The organism is Shinella sp. GW821-FHT10F02, assembly GCF_058809275.1.
This window is the reverse complement of record NZ_JBXASL010000002.1, coordinates 553,455-571,460: the sequence shown is the minus strand read 5'-3', so window position 1 is coordinate 571,460 and position 18,006 is coordinate 553,455. Positions and strand designations below refer to the sequence as shown.

13 protein-coding genes are annotated in these 18,006 nt (G+C 64.6%); 9 read left to right on the top strand and 4 right to left on the bottom strand.

What is annotated here, in order from left to right; all coding sequences use genetic code 11:
• Window positions 1-48: 48 nt before the first annotated feature.
• Entirely contained in the window at window positions 49-2,130 is a 2,082-nt protein-coding gene (locus tag AC1RWL_RS08510) for a caspase family protein (RefSeq protein ID WP_493094261.1), read from the top strand.
• Window positions 2,131-2,136: 6 nt separating this feature from the next.
• Here the strand turns inward: AC1RWL_RS08510 and AC1RWL_RS08505 are convergent, their stop codons facing one another.
• Window positions 2,137-3,453 carry a GGDEF domain-containing protein gene (locus tag AC1RWL_RS08505; protein ID WP_439615891.1) on the bottom strand — a complete coding sequence of 439 codons (1,317 nt, stop codon included), beginning with the start codon at window positions 3,451-3,453 and terminating at the stop codon, window positions 2,137-2,139.
• Window positions 3,454-3,622: 169 nt separating this feature from the next.
• Here AC1RWL_RS08505 and AC1RWL_RS08500 point away from each other — a divergent pair, with 169 nt between their 5' ends.
• The gene (locus AC1RWL_RS08500) at window positions 3,623-4,552 is read left to right on the top strand and encodes a bifunctional enoyl-CoA hydratase/phosphate acetyltransferase (RefSeq protein ID WP_493094260.1); all 930 of its coding nucleotides are present in this window, start codon (window positions 3,623-3,625) and stop codon (window positions 4,550-4,552) included.
• Window positions 4,549-5,661 (top strand): acetate/propionate family kinase, encoded by a 1,113-nt coding sequence (locus AC1RWL_RS08495; protein ID WP_493094259.1) that lies wholly within the window; start codon window positions 4,549-4,551, stop codon window positions 5,659-5,661. The genes AC1RWL_RS08500 and AC1RWL_RS08495 overlap by 4 nt, the downstream gene beginning before the upstream one ends.
• A gap of 6 nt (window positions 5,662-5,667) precedes the next feature.
• Here the strand turns inward: AC1RWL_RS08495 and AC1RWL_RS08490 are convergent, their stop codons facing one another.
• The gene (locus tag AC1RWL_RS08490; protein ID WP_493094258.1) at window positions 5,668-6,861 is read right to left on the bottom strand and encodes an amidohydrolase; all 1,194 of its coding nucleotides are present in this window, start codon (window positions 6,859-6,861) and stop codon (window positions 5,668-5,670) included.
• Between the two features lie 13 nt (window positions 6,862-6,874).
• Window positions 6,875-8,242: an amidohydrolase family protein gene (locus AC1RWL_RS08485; RefSeq protein WP_493094257.1), complete on the bottom strand. Its 1,368-nt coding sequence runs from the start codon at window positions 8,240-8,242 to the stop codon at window positions 6,875-6,877.
• 161 nt (window positions 8,243-8,403) lie between these two features.
• On the opposite strand from AC1RWL_RS08485, the gene AC1RWL_RS08480 reads away from it, so the two are divergent.
• The 5 genes from AC1RWL_RS08480 to AC1RWL_RS08460 all read left to right on the top strand — a co-directional run bounded on the left by AC1RWL_RS08480 (window position 8,404) and on the right by AC1RWL_RS08460 (window position 15,243).
• Window positions 8,404-9,978 carry an ABC transporter substrate-binding protein gene (locus tag AC1RWL_RS08480; protein WP_493094256.1) on the top strand — a complete coding sequence of 525 codons (1,575 nt, stop codon included), beginning with the start codon at window positions 8,404-8,406 and terminating at the stop codon, window positions 9,976-9,978.
• Window positions 9,979-10,196: 218 nt separating this feature from the next.
• Complete coding sequence (locus AC1RWL_RS08475; RefSeq protein WP_493094255.1) at window positions 10,197-11,162, top strand: ABC transporter permease; 966 nt, start codon at window positions 10,197-10,199, stop codon at window positions 11,160-11,162.
• Complete coding sequence (locus AC1RWL_RS08470; protein WP_493094254.1) at window positions 11,162-12,058, top strand: ABC transporter permease; 897 nt, start codon at window positions 11,162-11,164, stop codon at window positions 12,056-12,058. Before AC1RWL_RS08475 ends, AC1RWL_RS08470 begins: the two co-directional genes overlap by 1 nt.
• 1 nt (window position 12,059) lies before the next feature.
• Complete coding sequence (locus AC1RWL_RS08465; protein ID WP_493094253.1) at window positions 12,060-13,787, top strand: dipeptide ABC transporter ATP-binding protein; 1,728 nt, start codon at window positions 12,060-12,062, stop codon at window positions 13,785-13,787.
• Window positions 13,788-13,800: 13 nt separating this feature from the next.
• Window positions 13,801-15,243: an amidohydrolase family protein gene (locus tag AC1RWL_RS08460; protein ID WP_493094252.1), complete on the top strand. Its 1,443-nt coding sequence runs from the start codon at window positions 13,801-13,803 to the stop codon at window positions 15,241-15,243.
• On the opposite strand, the gene AC1RWL_RS08455 is transcribed toward AC1RWL_RS08460, so the two are convergent.
• Window positions 15,240-16,124 carry an aldose 1-epimerase gene (locus tag AC1RWL_RS08455; RefSeq protein WP_493094251.1) on the bottom strand — a complete coding sequence of 295 codons (885 nt, stop codon included), beginning with the start codon at window positions 16,122-16,124 and terminating at the stop codon, window positions 15,240-15,242. The genes AC1RWL_RS08460 and AC1RWL_RS08455 overlap by 4 nt on opposite strands.
• 364 nt (window positions 16,125-16,488) lie before the next feature.
• Here AC1RWL_RS08455 and AC1RWL_RS08450 point away from each other — a divergent pair, with 364 nt between their 5' ends.
• Window positions 16,489-17,967 (top strand): sugar ABC transporter ATP-binding protein, encoded by a 1,479-nt coding sequence (locus AC1RWL_RS08450; RefSeq protein WP_493094250.1) that lies wholly within the window; start codon window positions 16,489-16,491, stop codon window positions 17,965-17,967.
• Window positions 17,968-18,006: the final 39 nt, after the last annotated feature.

Genomic DNA, 18,006 nt, shown 5'->3' with positions numbered 1-18,006 from the left:
GGACTATGCTGTGATGGCTGGTCGGATTTTCATGGGATGCCGATGCACATGCAACGTTTCTTTCTGCTCCTCGCGTTCCTTCTCTGCACGGCGACGGCAACATTCGCCGCTAAGGAAAACCGTGTCGCGCTGGTGATCGGCAACGGCAAATACAGCGCGCTGCCGCATCTGCCCAATGCAGAGGGTGACGCGCGGCTGATGGAGAAGGCGCTTTCGGCGGCGGGCTTCAAGACCTTCCCGGTCATCGACGGTAACCGCCAGCAGATGGTTCGCGCGATGCGCAGTTTTGCAGATGCGCTGACGCCCGAGACCAATGCCGTGATCTATTATGCCGGTCACGGCATCCAGTTTGCCGACGAGAACTACCTGATCCCGACGGACAGCCAGCTCACGAGTTCGTCCGACCTGCCGCTCGAGGCTTTCAGCCTGAAGATGGTGACGGAGCAGATCGAACGGGTGCGGCCCCGCATCGCCGTCTTCATCGTGGATGCCTGCCGCAACAATCCGCTGGAGACCAACCGCTCGGCGGGTGCCGCGGCCAATGACGGTGCGACCCGCGGGCTTGCGCGCGCCACCGGCCCGCTCGGCACCTTCATCGCCTTTGCCACGGCGCCGGGCAAGGTCGCGACCGACGGCACGAAGGGCAACAGCCCGTTCACGAAGGCGCTGGCCGAGCTCATAACGGCGCCGGGCCTGCCGATCGAACAGGTCTTCAAGCGCGTGCGCGAACGGGTGGTCGACGAGACCGGCGGCGAGCAGGTGCCGTGGGACAATTCCTCGCTGACCAAGGATTTCTTCTTCACCGAAGCGCTGCCGGAAGAGCCGAAATTCTCGGCCGAAGCGACGCAGGATGCGGAGGCCTGGCAGGCCGCGGCGGACGAGGACAATGCCGCAAGCTACAAGTCCTATCTCGCCACCTTCCCGCAGGGGCTCTTCGCCGATATCGCCGAGATGCGGGTAGAGGTGCTGGAGGAGGCGAAGAAACCCAAGGAAGAGGAAGTCGCGGCCCTTGCCGTCGACCGCAGTATCAATGCCGCCGAAGACCTCCTGATGTGGAACGACATCCAGGCCGCAGGCACCGCGGAACAATATCGCATCTACCTCGAAAAATTCCCCGAGGGCGTCTTCGCCAAGCTCGCGCGCCTGCGGCTGGAGGACGCCACGAAAGGTTCCGACGAGACAGTGCCGGCGATCTCCGGTCGCGTCACGGCGAACTATGAGGAATTCTCGGAAAACCCGCTCTATCCGGAAATCACCGACTGCGACCGCGAGGCCGGCCATGTGCAGGAGATCGCCGACCCCGCCGTTGGCGTCTATTTCAAGCAGATCAAGCCGGAGACCGCCGTTCCCGCCTGCATGGCGGCGCTCAAACAATATCCGGACAGCTTTCGCATTCTCATGAACTACGGCCGGGCGATCGACGCCGCGGGCCGCCACGCCGAGGCGCGCGAAATCTATCGCACGGGTGCCGCTGCCGGCTTCCCGATTGCCTACCGCTCGCTCGGCGACGTCTATCGCGACGGCCGCGGCATCGAGAAGAACCTGAACGAGGCCCGTTACTGGTACGTGCTGGGGGCTGCGAAGAAGAACGTCTTCGCCGAGTTCAACCTCGCGCTCATCTACGAAAACGGCCTCGGCGTCAGCGCCGACCCGCAGAAGGCGGCCTATTGGCTCTGGCGGGCCGCAAAACAGGGTTTTGCCCCGGCGATGGAGAAGCTTTCGGCCTACTACCTCGACGGCAAGGCCGTGCCGAAGGATATCGCGCAGGCGGAAATCCTGCTGACCGGTGCCGCCGAGATGGGCCATATCTATGCCGAACTGCGGCTCGGCGACCTCTATATAGACGGCAGCGCCCTGAAGCAGAACCCGGCCGTAGGCGCGGAATGGATCCGCAAGGCTGCGCGTCAAGGCTATAACGAGGCGCAATTCCGGCTCGCCACGCTCTATCTCGATGGCATCGGCCTGAAGAAGGACCCCGCAGAGGCGCTCGCCTGGTTCACGTTGGCCAAGGCCAACGGCGTCGAACGGGCGCAGGAGAATGTGGCGACACTCAGCGAGAAACTCGGCAACAAGGCCGTCAAGAAAGCCGAAAAATTCGCTTCGGCCTTCCAGCCAATAGCCGTGAAATAAGCCGCTTTAGCGGATGATCACGCGGTCGCGGCCGGATTTCTTGGCGTCGTAGAGGGCGTTGTCCGCGCGGGAAATGACCGAGCCGACGCTTTCGCCGGTCTCGCATATCGCGCCGCCGGCACTGACCGAGACTTTGAAGGGTTCGAGGCCGACGGCGAAAAGATCTGCTCCGATTGCGCTGCGAATGTTCTCGGCCACCGCGTAGACGGTTTCCCGCGTGCCCGCGCCCAAAACCACGGCGAACTCCTCGCCGCCCATCCGGCCGAAACAATCGCCGGGATGCAGCACCTCGCGGCAGCGCCGGGTGAACTCGATGAGCACCAGATCGCCGACGCCGTGGCCGTATCTGTCGTTGATGGACTTGAAGTGATCGATGTCCAGCATCAGGAAGGCGATCGGCGTGCCGCGCCGCTGGCTGTCGGCGTGGATGCGATCGGCTTCCTCGAAGAAGCGCCGCCGGTTCATCGCGCCGGTCAGCGGATCGGTATCCGCCAGAACCTTCAGCTCCTCGGCATAGGCCCGCTCGCGCGTCACGTCGATATAGAGATTGACGTTGAAATTGCCGATGGTGCGATGGCGGAACTGGATGGTGCGCCGGGCGCCGCTGGCCGTCATGACGTCCAGGTCGAACGGCGTCATTTCGCGGTCCTCGGCGCGCGCCGCGGCGATCGACGTGTGCCACTGTGTGCGGGCGAATTCGCGATATTCGGGGTCCGGATAGGCAAGTCGCCACCAGTCCTCGATATTGGCGATGTCGTCCATCGTGTAGCCGAACAGCTCCTTGAAGGTCGAATTGGCGAACTGGATTTGGTCTTCGGAGCTGGCGATCTCGAAGCCGAACGGCAGCCAGTTGAGCAGCGAAATGACGTTCTCCTGCCAGCCGGCGAGCGTCACCGAGCCCTGCGGCGGCGCGTCGACGAAGCTGAAAAGGCGCAGGATCTCGTCTTCGACCGCAAGCTTGGTGACCTGCACCATGAGCGTGCGCTCCTGGCCCTGGACGAGTGCGCGGATGAGAAACGGCTCCCCCGGAACGCCGACGGGCGCCACGCTCCAGATCTGGCCGAGCATGAGTGCTGCTTCCGGGCCGACCAGCTCGTCGACCGGGCAGGCGCCGAACGGCTCCAGGCCGAGGCCGAAGAGGATCGCGGCATTGCGGTTGGCATAACGCACCGTCAGCGCCTGTTTCTCCATGAGAACCAGCGGCGCGCCGACGCAATCCATCCAGAAATCCACCTCCTGGCGTGATCGTGCACGAGCCGGATCGCCTATTGCCCCATCATGGGGCGAAAGGGCGTTCGTCTTGGCGGCTTCAGGCATGCTCATGCGCTCGATACTCGCTACGGATAAGGCGTGACCATCCAGGGTCCGAGGAGATTAGTGCGTCGGTGTAAGGATTTGGTTTACGCGGGGCATAAACCTCACGCCGTCATGGCAGCTCGATACAAATCGTCTATGGTTCACGAAAACCCCGTTCCAAAGGTACGTTGACCCGATGAGCCAGCAGACAGACGCCATCCTCGATCTCTGCCGCCCCCTGCCCCCGACGCGCACCGCGATCGTGCATCCGGTAAAACCGAACGTCCTGGAGGCGGCCGCCGAGGCGGTGCGGGAAAGCCTGATCGTGCCCGTGCTCGTCGGTCCTGCGGGGAAGATAGAAGCGGCGGCCGAGGAGGCTTCCGTCGATATTGCGGGCTGGGAGATCGTCGACACCGAGCACAGCCATGCCGCGGCCGCCAAGGCGGCGGAACTGGCGGCGAGCCACCATGTGGATGCGATCATGAAGGGCTCGCTGCACACGGACGAACTGCTCGGCGCGATCGTGCGGGCGGATGCGGGCCTGCGCACCGAGCGGCGGATCTCGCATTGTTACCTGATGGATATCGCGACCTATCCAAAACCCTTCATCATCACCGATGCCGCCGTCAACATCCTGCCGGAGCTTCCGGTGAAGGCCGATATCGTGCAGAACGCGGTCGATCTCTGGCGCATTGTCTTCGGCGATGGCCGCCCGCCGAAGGTCGCCGTTCTGGCCGCCGTCGAGACCGTCAATCCCAAGATGCAGGCCACGCTCGATGCCGCGGCGCTCTGCAAGATGGCGGACCGTCGGCAGATCACGGATTGCCTGATCGACGGGCCGCTCGCCTTCGACAATGCGATCAGCCGGCAGGCCGCCGAGGAGAAGGGCATCGTCTCGCCGGTGGCAGGTGACGCCGATATCCTCCTCGTCCCCGATATCGAGGCCGGCAACATGCTGGCGAAACAGCTGACCTTCCTGGGCGGTGCGGAGGCAGCCGGCATCGTGCTCGGCGCCCGTGTGCCGGTGATCCTGACGAGCCGCGCCGACAATGAGCGCACCCGCCTGCTTTCCGCGGCGCTCGCCGTGCTGATGGCCGAGGCGCGCAAAAAGGGCCTTCTCAAATGATCGATGTGCTGCTCGTGCTCAATACAGGCTCGTCGAGCCTGAAGTTCGAAGTGTTCGGCTATGACCGGCTCGACAAGCTCGCCAAGGGCAAGGTCACCGGCATCGGCAGCGCCGCGCGGCTGGAGGCGACGATCGAGGAGACGGGTGCTGCCATTGACCACCCGCTTTCCGCCCATGACCACGACACCGCGATGGGCGCCGTGATCGACCTGATCGATCGCTTCGACGACGGCTGGCGCATGGTAGCGACCGTCCACCGCATCGTGCACGGGGGTGCCGCCTTCGTCGATCCTGTCATCGTCACGCCTGACATCCTCGGCCGCCTGGAGGCGCTGGTGCCACTCGCGCCGCTCCACCAGCCATACAACCTTGCCGGCATTGCCGCCTCCGACAGGCTGGCCGACGCTCCGGACATCGCCTGTTTCGATACCGCCTTCCACGCCGGCCACGCGCCCCTTTTCAACACCTTCGCCATCGAGGAGGCGCTTCGGGACAAGGGCATCCGCCGCTACGGCTTTCACGGCATTTCCTATGAATGGATCGCCCGCGTGCTGGCGAACGATTACCCCGATCTCGCGAAGGGCAAGGTCGTCGTCGGCCATCTCGGCAATGGTGCCAGCCTCTGCGCGCTGGCAAACGGCAAAAGCGTCGATACGACCATGGGCATGACCGCGCTCGACGGCCTGCCGATGGGAAGCCGCAGCGGGGCGATCGATGCCGGCGCGATCACCTACATGCTGCGCGATCTCGCCATGCCGGTGGATGCGGTCGAGCGCGCGCTCTACGAACGCTCCGGCCTCAAGGGGCTTTCCGGCATCAGCAACGATGTGAAGACGCTTCTCGACAGCGACGACCCGTGCGCTGCCTTCGCGCTCGATTATCTTGCGCTGAAAGTGGCGCAATATGCGGCGATGATGGCGGTCTCGATGGGCGGCCTAGACGCTTTCGTCTTCACCGGCGGCATCGGCGAGAATGCCGCGCCGGTCCGCGATGCGATCCTGGCGCGCCTCGCCTTCCTGCCCCCCTTCAGGACACTGGTCATCCCGGCAAACGAGGAACGCATGATGGCGATCCACGGCAAGGCCTTGCTGGAAGCACGCACGGTCTGATCGACGTTATGTGACGGACGGCAGGTCCGCCGCCGGCACGCCATCGCGCACCACGATGCGACCGCGGCGGATGACGGTACGTTTTTGCGGCGTCAGCGCCACGGCTTCGGCGAGCGTGCGGGCCGGCACCAGCACGAGGTCGCCGAAGTCGCCGTCCGCGAAACCGTAGCCGGCAAGGCCGATTCCCTCGGCGCCGCCGAAGGTGCAGATGCGGGCGGTTTCAGTGAGGTCGGCATCGTTGGTCATGCCGTTGCGCTGTGCGAGATATTTTGCCCGCTCCAGCATGTCGCCATTGCCCCAGGGCTCCCAGGTGCCCTGGATGCCGTCCGAACCGGACGCGACGACGAGGCCGCATTGCCGCATCAGGCGCAGCGGCAGGGCGGGTGCGGCGGGACTGCCGACCGTCATCACGGCGATCCGCTCGGCGGCAAGCGTCTCGATCAGCGCGCGCTGGCGGGTCGGTTCCAGCATGCCGAGGCAATAGGCGTGGCTCACCATCACGCGGCCCTGCAAGGCGAGCGCGCGGGTGCGCTCGATGATGAGTTCCAGGCAGAAGGCGCCGAGGTCGCCGAGTTCGTGCAGGTGGATGTCGATGGGTTTTGCATAGCGGTCGGCGAGCGCGAAGATCGCATCGAGATGCCGCACCGGATCGCGTTCGATCGTGGCCGGATCGATGCCGCCGACGATATCGGCGCCGGCCCGCATCGCCGCATCCATCAGGTCAAGCGTGCCCGCGCGCGGCAGCATGCCGCTTTGCGGAAAGGCGACGACCTGCACGTCGACAAGATCGCGCAGCGCCTCGCGGGTTTCGAGAACGCCCTCGATATTGGCGAGGCCGATTTCGGTGTCGACGTCGACATGGCTGCGGATATGGAGAACGCCGTGTTGCAGCGTTTGGAGAATCTGGCGGGCGGATTGCCGGCGGGCATCGATGGCGAGTTCGCGCTTCGCCTTGCGGTCGGCGAGGATGCGCTCGTTGCGGGTCGGGCCGATGCGGTTTTCGAACCAGTCCATACCGATCAGCGTCTTGTCGAGATGGGTATGCGCCTCGACGAGCCCGGGCAGTGCGATATGGCCGGAGGCGTCGATCTCCTGCGCGGGACGGCCGCCGGCCGCGGTGAAACGGCCGTTGCGGATGACGAGGTCCACCGGATCGCCGCCCATGGGGCGGGCGTTGCGGATGAGAATATCTGCGGTCATGTCCGGTCCTCCCTCAGGCCAGCCCGGCGCGTTTCATCGCCAGCCGGAACGCCACTTCCGCGCGGTCGAGGATCGCGCCTTCGTCCTGATGCAGCAGCTTGCGCCCGCGCATCACCACGCGGCCGTCGACGATGGTCGTGTCGACATCCGCACCGTTGGCGAAGCGGGCGAGGCGCTGCACCGGATCGACCGGCGGCCAGAGATGCGGCTGGCGCATGTTGATCAGCAGGATATCGGCGCGTTTGCCGACCTCCAGCGAGCCGATCTCGTCCTCCATCGAAAGCGCGCGCGCGCCCTCGATCGTCGCCATTTCGAGCAGCTGGAGCGGCGGCAGCACGGTGTCGTCGCAGAAATGGCGGGCGTGGTAGCGGTGCGCCTGGAACATGTTGCGGAACATGTCGAAGGAGCGGTCGGGCGCCGCCGCATCGGTGCCGAGCGAGACGGTCACGCCGTCCGCCATCAGCTCCGGCGCCGGGCAGCGGGCGTAGACGGACATCAGCGCGCTCGGGTTGTGGGCCACTTTGGCGCCGGTGCGCTTCAGCACTTCCCGGTCGGCGTCGGTGAGATCGACGCAATGGGCGAGCAGCGAGCGGGCGTCGAAAAGGTCGAGGCGGGCGTCGTTTGCGGCAATCGAGCCGTCGCGATGGCCATCCTGCACCAGCAGCACGCCCTTTTCCCGCGCCAGCGCCCGGGCTTTGCGGCAAAGCGCGAAAACGGCTTCGTCTTCCAACTCCTGCGCGGTGAACACCGGCAGTGAGACTGCCAGCCGCAACCGGTCATTGCGGCCCGCCCAGGCATCGATCAGCGCCGCTGTGACCGCGAGTTGTGTATCGGTGGAAACGACAATCTCATTATACAATTTACCGTGGTAATTTCTGTATACACTCGCCGCTGACGGCCGGTTGGGGCCGATGGCGAGCACTTCGCGCACGCCCATTTCGGCGATGGCGGCAAGGTGGGCCTCGGCCGCCTCGGGGGCTTCGCTGCGCATGATATCCGGCCCACCGCCGAACAGTAGCGCGGCGGTGGTGGTGCCGCATTTGATGCGCTCGGCGGCGGAAAGCGCGGCCTCGGCCGCCCAGAAGCCCGGGTCTGTCGCCTCGGCGTAGATCCGGCCGGTCACCGTCATCCATTCTTCGGAATCGCCGCCCAACCCCTTGGTCAGCATGTGCCCGGCATGGGCGTGCGTGTCGATCAGCCCCGGCATCACCACCATGCCTACGGCATCGATGCGTTCGGCTTCCGGCGCGATGGCGGGCGCGTCAACGCCGATCGAGGCGATGCGGCCGTCTTCCACCAGCACATAACCGCGCTCCAGGACGCGCCGGCCGGCATCCATGGTGACGATCGCGCCATTCTCGATCAACAGGGTTTTGGTCATCGAATCTCTCTCCCAACAAGGATCGCATACACATTTTACAGATTATGTACGCAAAATCTAATTCTGCCATCTTGATATTGTGCGCGTATTATGTACAGTCATATTGAGAATTATCGTATGCAAATTTTTCGGGAACCTGCATACAAATTGGGAGAACCCTCGTGAAATCCACTGTAAAAGCCCTTCTGGCGGGGCTGGCCATCCTCGTGCCCCTCTCCGCCCCCGCCTTCGCCGAGACGCTGCGCTGGTCGGCCTCCGGCGACGTCATTTCCTATGATCCGAACGCCCAGGTCGACAGCTTTACCCAGAGCGTGCAGCACATGGTGTTCGACCCGCTCGTTCGCCGCAACAAGGAACTGGTGCTGGAGCCGGCGCTTGCCACCTCCTGGGAAATCATCGAGCCTACCCGCTGGCGCTTCAAGCTGCGCCAGGGCGTGAAGTTCCATGAAGGCCAGGCCTTCAATGCCGACGACGTGGTCGCGACGATAGAGCGCCAGATCGATCCCGGCGCGCGTAACCGCGAAAACCTCTCCGCCGTTACGGGCGTCGAGAAGGTGGACGACTATACGGTCGACCTCATCCTGCGCGGTCCCTATCCCCTGCTCCTCAACGACCTTGCCGCCATCTACATCATGAGCAAGCCGTGGATGGCGGAGCACGATGCATTGAAGCCGGGCAACACGGCGACCGGCGTCGTCACCTATGCCAGCAACCACGCCAACGGCACCGGCCCCTTCAAGCTGAAGAGCTACGAGCCGGATTCGCGCTCGATCTTCGAGGTGAACAAGGAGTGGTGGGACAAGCCGCAGCATAACCTGACCGAGGTCGAGTTCCGCCCGATCGCCTCCGACGCCACCCGCGTCGCCGCCCTCCTGTCCGGCGAAGTCGACATGGTCGTGCCGGTGCCGTTGCAGGATGTCGATCGCATCGCTTCCACCGAGGGCCTGAAGGTCGTCGAGAATCCGTCGCTGCGCACCATCATGCTGGCGCTGAACTTCAAGAAGGAGCTGCACGCCGCGCCGGGCGTCGCCAACCCGATGCTGAACGTCAAGGTGCGTCAGGCGCTTTGGCACGCCATCGACGTCAACACGATCCAGAAGCGCCTGATGCGTGGCAAGTCGCGTGTCGCCGCCATGCTCGTCGCCCCGGCCGTCACCGGCCACGACGATGCGATCGACGTGCCGCTGGACTACGATATCGACAAGGCCAAGGCCCTGCTGACCGAAGCAGGCTACCCGGATGGCTTCAAGACGGGCCTTTCCTGCTCGAACGACCGCTATATCGCCGACGAGCAGATCTGCCTCGCGATCTCCTCCATGTGGGCGAAGATCGGCGTGCAGGTGGATCTCAGTGTCGAGAGCAAGACGACCTATTTCCCGCGCATGGATAATGGCGAACTCGACGTCTACATGCTCGGCTGGGCGTCGCTTCCGCCGATGGACGGCTTCAGCGTGCTCCAGGCGCTGCTCGCCACCAATGACGGCACCTATGGCGGCTCGAACCCGAACGGCCTGTCCGACCCGCGCATCGATGCGCTCGCCCGCTCAGCGGCGGTCGAACTCGACGAAGCCAAGCGCGTCGACATGCTGAAGGAAGCCTTCCGCATCACCCATGACGAGGCGCTGTTTATCCCTCTGCATCAGCAGCCGGTCGCCTGGGCCATGAGCAACAAGGTCGATATCCCTCAGTTCCCGGATGAATATGTTCGTCCGTGGTTCGCGCAGGTCAAGCAGTAACGGGTTTCTCCCGAGACGCGATCCCGGCAGGCGAAAGCTTGCCGGGATCGCCTGGCAACCGGCCCGACCCCTCCTGAAGCCGCTGGCATGGAGGAAATAGAGCGAAACAGGCCGGTTTTTCGCTCACTTTGTTTCGACGCAGTTCCGGACACAAAACCGCGTTCCGCACTTTTGCTGGAACTGCTTCTGGGGCCTGATCGCTCGCAAGGACTATTCCGATGTTCAGACTTTTCTCGATGAGGCTGCTTCAGGCCATCCTCGTGATGATCGCCGTGACGGCCATCGCCTTCGTCATGTTCCGCTTCGTGGGCGATCCGATCTCCTCCATGGTGCGCGAGGGTGCCACCCAGGCGGAAAAGGATGCGCTGCGCATGTCGCTCGGCCTCGACAAACCGATCCTCACGCAGTTCTTCGATTTCGTCGGCCAGGTGCTGACCGGCGATCTCGGCACGAGTTTCCGCTACCAGCAGCCGGTGGTGAGCCTGCTGATGAGCCGCCTGCCCGCAACGCTGGAACTGGTGATCGTCGCCACCTTCCTGGCGCTCGCCATCGGCATTCCGCTCGGCGTGCTCTGCGCGCTGAAGCCGCATTCCTTCCTGTCGCGGCTCACCCAGGCGACGACGCTGGTCGGCATTTCCATGCCCACCTTCGTCACCGGCCTGCTGCTGATCCTGGTCTTCGCTGTAACGCTGCGCTGGCTGCCGTCCTCCGGGCGTGGCGATCTCGTCGATCTCGGCCTCTGGAAGACCGGCTTCCTGACGCTTTCGGGCCTGAAATCGCTGATCCTGCCGTCGATCACGCTGGCGCTGTTCCAGCTGACGCTGATCATGCGGCTGGTGCGCTCCGAGATGATCGACGTGCTGTCGTCGGATTACATCCGCTTCGCTTTCGCGCGCGGCCTGCCGCGCGCCTATATCTATGGGCGCCTCGCTCTGCGCAACGCGCTGATGCCGGTCGTCACCGTGACCGGCCTGCAGATCGGCCAGCTCATCGCCTTCGCCATCGTCACCGAAACGGTGTTCCAGTGGCCGGGCATGGGCCTGCTCTTCACCAATGCCGTCGGCTATCCCGACGTGCCGGTTCTGGCCGCCTACCTGCTCTTCGTCGGCTTCCTGTTCGTCATGATCAACATGATCGTCGACATTCTCTACACCTTCATCGATCCGCGCCTGAGGACACGATAATGGCCACGCAAACCCTGATGCGCCGGCTGCCGCCGGTTTCCGTGATGATCGCCGGCCTCGTGCTCGCCGTCATGCTCGTGCTCGTCATCTTCGCCCCGCTGATCGCGCCGATGGACCCGCGCGACGTCTCCTCCTATTCGCTGATCGACATGGAAATTCCGCCCGCCTTCATGGATGGCGGCGACCCGCGCTTCCTGCTCGGCACCGACAACCAGGGACGAGACCTCGTCTCGGTCATCCTGTTCGGCCTGCGCATTTCCGTCGTCATCGGCCTCGGCGCGGTGCTGTTTGCCGCAGCCCTCGGCGTGGTGCTCGGCCTCGTCGCCGGCTTCTTCGGCGGCTTCATCGACAGCATCGTCATGCGCATTGCCGACGTGCTGGTCAGCTTCCCGACCATCCTCGTCGCGCTGCTGATCAGCGGCATCGCCCGCGCCCAGCTCAGCGCCGAGACGATGCTCACCTGGGCGCCGCTGGTGCTGATCTTTTCCATCGCCGTCAACGAGTGGGTGCAATACGCCCGCACCGTGCGCGCCTCTACCATGGTGGAAGTCGCCCGCGATTACGTGCGCGCCGCCAAGGTCATCGGCCTTCCCGCCGGGCGCATCATGGGCCGGCACATCCTGCCGAACGTCATGAGTTCGGTTATGGTCATCGCCACGATCAACCTCGCCGGCGCGATCCTGACGGAGGCGACACTGTCCTTCCTCGGCGCCGGCATGCCGCCGACCTATCCCTCGCTCGGCACGCTGATCCGCATCGGCAACCAGTTCCTGTTCTCAGGCCTGTGGTGGATCGCCGTGATGCCGGCGGCGGTGCTGGTCATCCTCGTGCTCGCCGTCAATGTGATCGGCGACTATCTGCGCGATCGCTTCAACCCGAAACTGATGGCCCGCTGATATGCCCAACGAGACAATTGCCACGAAAACCCCTGTCCTCGACATCCAAAAACTCCGCGTCGAATATCCGCTGGCGAGCGGCGACACGCTCGTCGCCGTCAAGGATATCGACCTTCTCATCCGCCCCGGCGAGATCCACGCCCTCGTCGGCGAATCCGGCGCGGGCAAGACCACCGTCGGCAATGCGCTGATGGGCCTGTTGCAGGCCCCCGGCAAAATCGTCTCCGGCTCCATCGAGATCGCCGGCAAGCCGATCGACCTTCGCACCGGCCGCACCGAGGGCATCGTGCCCGGCCGCGATGTCGGCGCGATCTTCCAGGACCCGATGACGAGCCTCAATCCGCTCTTCACCGTGGAAAGCCAGCTGTGCGAGGGCATGCTCGCCCACCTGAAACTCTCCAGGGCCGAGGCAAAAGCCCGCGCGCTGGAGCTGATGAAGGCCGTCGGCATTCCCGAACCGGAACGCCGGCTCGGCTCCTATCCGCACCAGCTTTCCGGCGGCCAGCGCCAGCGTGTCGTCATCGCGACGGCGCTTGCCTGTAGCCCGCAGCTCATCGTCGCCGACGAGCCGACCACGGCGCTCGACGTCTCCGTGCAGGCGCAGATCCTCAAGCTGATCCGTGATCTTGCGGACCAGCGCGGCGTCGGCGTGCTGCTCGTCACGCACAATATGGGCGTCGTCGCCGAGATCGCTGACCGCGTCACCATCATGCAGAACGGCGCGGTGGTGGAAAGCGGCCTGGCGCGCGCGGTGCTGACCGCCCCGAAGGCCGCCTATGCCCGCACGCTGATCGCCGCCGTGCCGCCGATCGAACATCGGCTCGAACGCCTGCCGGTGCCGAGCGAGGAGACGCAGGTGACGCTGGACGCGCGCGCTTCCGTGCGCAGCAAGAGCACGAAGAGCGAGACGGGAAGCCGCGATGACGTGGTGCTTTCCGTGCGCGCGCTTGCGGTGGAATATGGCGGCCGCTCGCTGATCCCCGGCCGCAAGGCTTCGGTGTTCAAGGCGGTTAAGGGCGTGTCCTTCGATGTGCGCCGCGGCGAGATTTTCGGCCTCGTCGGCGAATCCGGCTGCGGCAAGACCACCGTCGCCAACACCATTGCCGGCCTCGTCACCCAGAGTTCCGGCACCATCGATTTCCAGGGCACGGCGCTCGGCGCAAAACGCGAGAAATCCGTGCGCAAATCGCTGCAGATGGTGTTCCAGGACCCCTATTCGGCGCTCAACCCGCGCCTGCGCATCAACTCGGCTATCGCCGAGCCGATCCTGTTCTACAAGCTCGCCTCCAATGCGGAGGAAGCTCGGCAGGACGCCAAGACGCTGCTGGAAGCGGTCGGATTGCCGGCGGATGCGGGCAGCCGCTTCTCGCACGCCTTTTCCGGCGGCCAGCGCCAACGCATCGCCATCGCCCGCGCGCTCGGGCCGCGCCCGTCGCTGCTGATCTGCGACGAGCCGACCTCGGCGCTCGACGTGTCGGTGCAGGCGCAACTCCTCAACCTCTTGAAGGACCTGCGCGATCTTGCCGGCCTCTCCATGCTGTTCATCAGCCATGACCTGGCCGTCATCCGCCAGATGTGCGACCGCATCGCGGTGATGAAATCGGGCGAGATCGTCGAACTGGCCGATACCGAGACGCTGTTCACCGCGCCGAAGCATGACTACACCAAGGAACTGCTGCGCCTCGCGCCCTCGCTCGACCGTATCCTGTCGCGGCAGGCCGCGGAATAAACCGGAGACTGCCATGGCCGACATCCTCATCAAGAACGGCACCGTCATCGCCATCGACCCGGAGCGCCGCATCATCGCCGATGGGGCGGTCGCCATCACCGGTGACCGCGTCGTCGCCGTCGGACCGACCGCCGAGGTGGAGGCCGTGCATCCGGCCGCGGAGGTCATCGATGCACGCGGCATGGCGATCATGCCGGGCTTCGTCGACGCCCACGCCCATGCCGGCCACGGGCTGATCAAGACGCTCGGTGGCGGCAAGAGTGATCCGTGGTATCAGGCTTGCCGGGGCGCCTACACGGTCGGCTCGACGCCGGACTTCTGGTATGCCGAGGCACGGCTTGCCGCGCTGGAGCGCCTGCGCTTCGGCGTCACCACCGGCGTCTCGCTGCTCGGCGGCGGCGATTCCGTCATGCGCACCGACGAGCCGGCCTATGGCGATGCCCATATGGAAGGCGTGCTCGGCATCGGCACCCGCTCCGTGGTCGCCGTCGGCACGACACGCCCGCCGCATCCGCTGACCTATGCCCGCTGGAAGGGCGAAACCCGCACCGACTATCCCGTCTCCTTCGAGCAGCAGTTCGCCACCTGCCGCGCGCTCGCCGACCGCTGGCACGGCAGCCATGACGGCCGCCTGCATCTCGCTCTGCTGACGCCGACGCTGCATCAGGGCTATCGAGAGGCTGCCGGTGCCGAAGAGGCCGTCGCCCAGTCGCGCACAGTCAAGCAATTCGCGGAGGACCGCGGCCTCATCTTCACGCAGGACGGTCACACCAAGGGCAGCGTACGCATCGCCAAAGAGGTCGGCATTCTCGGCCCGCGCACCCTGCTGTCGCATGCGACGGGCTTGGACGAGGAGGAAATCGCGATCTGCGCCGAGACGGGCACGACCATCGTGCACAATCCGAGCGCCGTCGCCGCCATTCTAGCGCGCTGCCCGGTGACGGAGCTGCTGGATGCCGGCGTCACCGTCGTCATCGGCTCGGACGCCACGGCGCCGGACCGCTCGGCCGATATGTTCCGCCACATGCAGCAATGCATGCACTACCACCGCACGCATTTCCACGATCCGAGCTGGCTTCCGCCGGGCAAGGCCTTGGAAATGTGCACGATCGACGCCGCCCGCGTGCTCGGCCTCGAATCCGAGATCGGCTCGCTGGAGCCGGGCAAGAAGGCGGACGTCATCCTCGTCGACCTGCGCCGGCCGCATCTCTACCCGGCTCACATGCCGGAATTCCGCGTCACCTATTTCGCCAACGGCAATGACGTGCACACCGTGCTTGTCGGCGGCAAGGTGCTGCTGCGCAACCGTGTCGCCATTCATGTTGATGAGGATGCCATGCTTGACGCCGCCCAGCGCGAAGCCGAGCTGATGATCGACCGGCTCGGCCTGCGCTATGCGCTGGAGACGCCGCGTATGTTCTGGGGCCACAGCCGCGATACGGACGTGCTCGACTAGGCGGTCACGGTTATCCGGGTTTCCACGGCCAGCGCCTCGTCTGGCGTCAGGATTTTCAAGCCGTGATCTTCGACGGTGCCTGGAAGGTTGAAGGCGTCGACGGGGTGCGTGACGGGCTCGAAGCAGAAGAAATTGGCATCCGCTGCCGGAGAGAAGACGACATATTGGCGTAGCGCCTGGCTCGCGGTGACGTCCGCGGCAAGGCCGCGCGCGGGCCACTCGATGCGGGCCTCGCCGTCCCAACCATCGAACCAGTTGTTGATCCAGCGCGCGGGCAAGGGTAGCGGCTGGTTGAAATCCATGTCTGGATGCGCGGCAATCGGCTCATACGCCTTCGGAAGATGGTCGGGCTGCTCCAGCCAGACGCCGCGGGCCGGTGCCGACAGCGTCGTATCCGCATCGCGCACGAACCACGGGTGGAAGCCCGCGCCGTATGGCAGGCGGATTTTTGCACGATTGGTCAGGCTCAACGCCATGACGAGGCTTGCACCTTCGAGCCGATAGTTCATCGTCGCATCATAGCGGAAAGGCCCCGGCCCGTCGGAGGAGAGGCTGAGCGTGATGGCATCCGCGCTCTGCGAGATTACATCCCAGTTCGCCGAGAAGCCGTTGCCGTGCAGCGGATATTTTTCCGCCTCCACGTTGCGCGGCAGAGCGTGAAAAGTCCCGTCGAACGAAAAACCACCACCAGAGACCCGCCCGGAAAAGGGTACGAGCAGGATGTTGGAAAGGGCGAAGGGATGCGCCGTCGCCGGATCGACCGTGCGGAAGATCGCTTGCCATCCGTCACTCTGCCGCACATCGAAGGCCGTCAGGCCGGCGCCGAGATCGGGGCGCACGACGATGCGGGCCGCGCCATTATTGAGTTCGATCGCAGTCATCACCAGCCGCCGTCGATTGCAATGTTCTGGCCGGATCATATCGGAGGTCGGCGAGACAAAGAAATGCACGTTCGGCGACGTCTACCAGCTGGATGCGGGCCTTTGCGACTGGTTTTCGAAGATTGCTCGGCGATGACCTGCGCTTCTGCCTCAGAGACCACCACGCCCTTCGAGGCGACATAGGCGCTTTTCGCCCACTCATCCCTTGTTAATGCGAACCTAACGGCGCCGAAATCCGCAAATAATTTTACAAATGACAGGCATGGATCATCTTTTGTCATTTTCGTGTATTGACATATGTCGACGTAAGGGTGTTATTTGTCAGTGCGCGATGGGAGTGTCGCGGGAATGCCGGGAGGGAAGCATGCAGCCGCTCTTGAAGGTGGAAGGGCTAAAGAAGTCGTTTGGTGGCGTTGCGGCCCTGCGCGACGGCCGTTTCCAGCTCGCAGCCGGCTCGGTCCATGCGCTTTGCGGCGGCAACGGCGCCGGCAAGTCGACATTCCTCTCGATCCTCATGGGCATTCACAAGCGCGACGGCGGCACCATCCTGCATCGCGGCAAGCCGGTCGAATTCGGCAGTCCCGCAGAGGCACTGCGCTCCGGCATCGCCATCATCGAGCAGGAGCTGAGCCCGGTTCCGCACATGACGGTGGCGGAAAACATCTATCTCGGCCGTGAACCCTCGGCCCGCTTCGGCGGCATCGATTTCAAGACGATGAACCGCAATGCGCAGGCGCTGCTGGACCGTCTCGAATTCAGCATTTCCGCACGCGAATATATGATGAACCTCTCGGTCGCGCAGATGCAGCTCGTCGAGATCGCCAAGGCGCTGAGCCATAAGGCGGACGTCATCTTCATGGACGAGCCGACCTCGGCGATCGGCGAGAAAGAAGCCCAGCATCTCTTTTCGGCAATCCAGCGCCTGAAGGCAGACGGCAAGGGCATCGTCTACGTGTCACACCGGCTGTCGGAAATCTTCCAGATCGCCGATAGCTACACGGTCTTCCGCGACGGCGGTTTCGTTGGGGCTGGAAACCTGGCCGATATCGACCGCCGCGGCCTCATCCGCATGATCGTCGGCCGCGAACTGGGTGAGGAATATATCAAGACGAACACGCCGACCGAGATCGCCGGCCTGGAAGTCGCCGGGCTATCGGCCCCCGGCAAGATCGAGGACATTTCATTCACCGCCCATAAGGGCGAGATCTTCGGCATCTACGGCCTGATGGGTTCCGGCCGCACGGAAATCTTCAATTGCCTGTTCGGCATGGACCGCCCGTCCGCCGGCGATATCCGCCTCGACGGCCGTGCCGTGACCATCCGCCAGCCGGCCGACGCCATGGCCGAGGGCATCGCCTTCGTCACCGAGGACCGCAAGGTCACCGGCCTCAACCTCATCGACAGCGTGCGCAACAATATCTGCCTCGCCAGCCTGCCGGACATGAGCCCGAGCTTCGTCATGCAGAAGAGCCGCGAACAGGCGGCGAGCGTCGAGATGATCGAGCGCTTCGCCATCAAGGCGGCGCGTGACACCATGCCGGTCTCCGGTCTTTCGGGCGGCAACCAGCAGAAGGTGGTGCTCGGAAAATGGTTCCTGCGCCAGCCGCGCGTGCTGCTCCTCGACGAACCGACCCGCGGCGTCGATGTCGGCGCCAAGCGCGAGATCTACCGCATCATCTGCGACTTCGCGGCCGCCGGCGGCACGGTCGTGATGATCTCCTCCGAAATCGACGAAATCCTGGGCATGTCCGACCGCATCCTCGTCATGCGGCAGGGGCGCTCCGCCGGCATTCATGACCGGCAGGACACGGATGCCCAATCGCTCGTGCACCTGTCGACCTGAAGAGAGCCCGACGACGCCGCACGCATTGAACCCGCATGG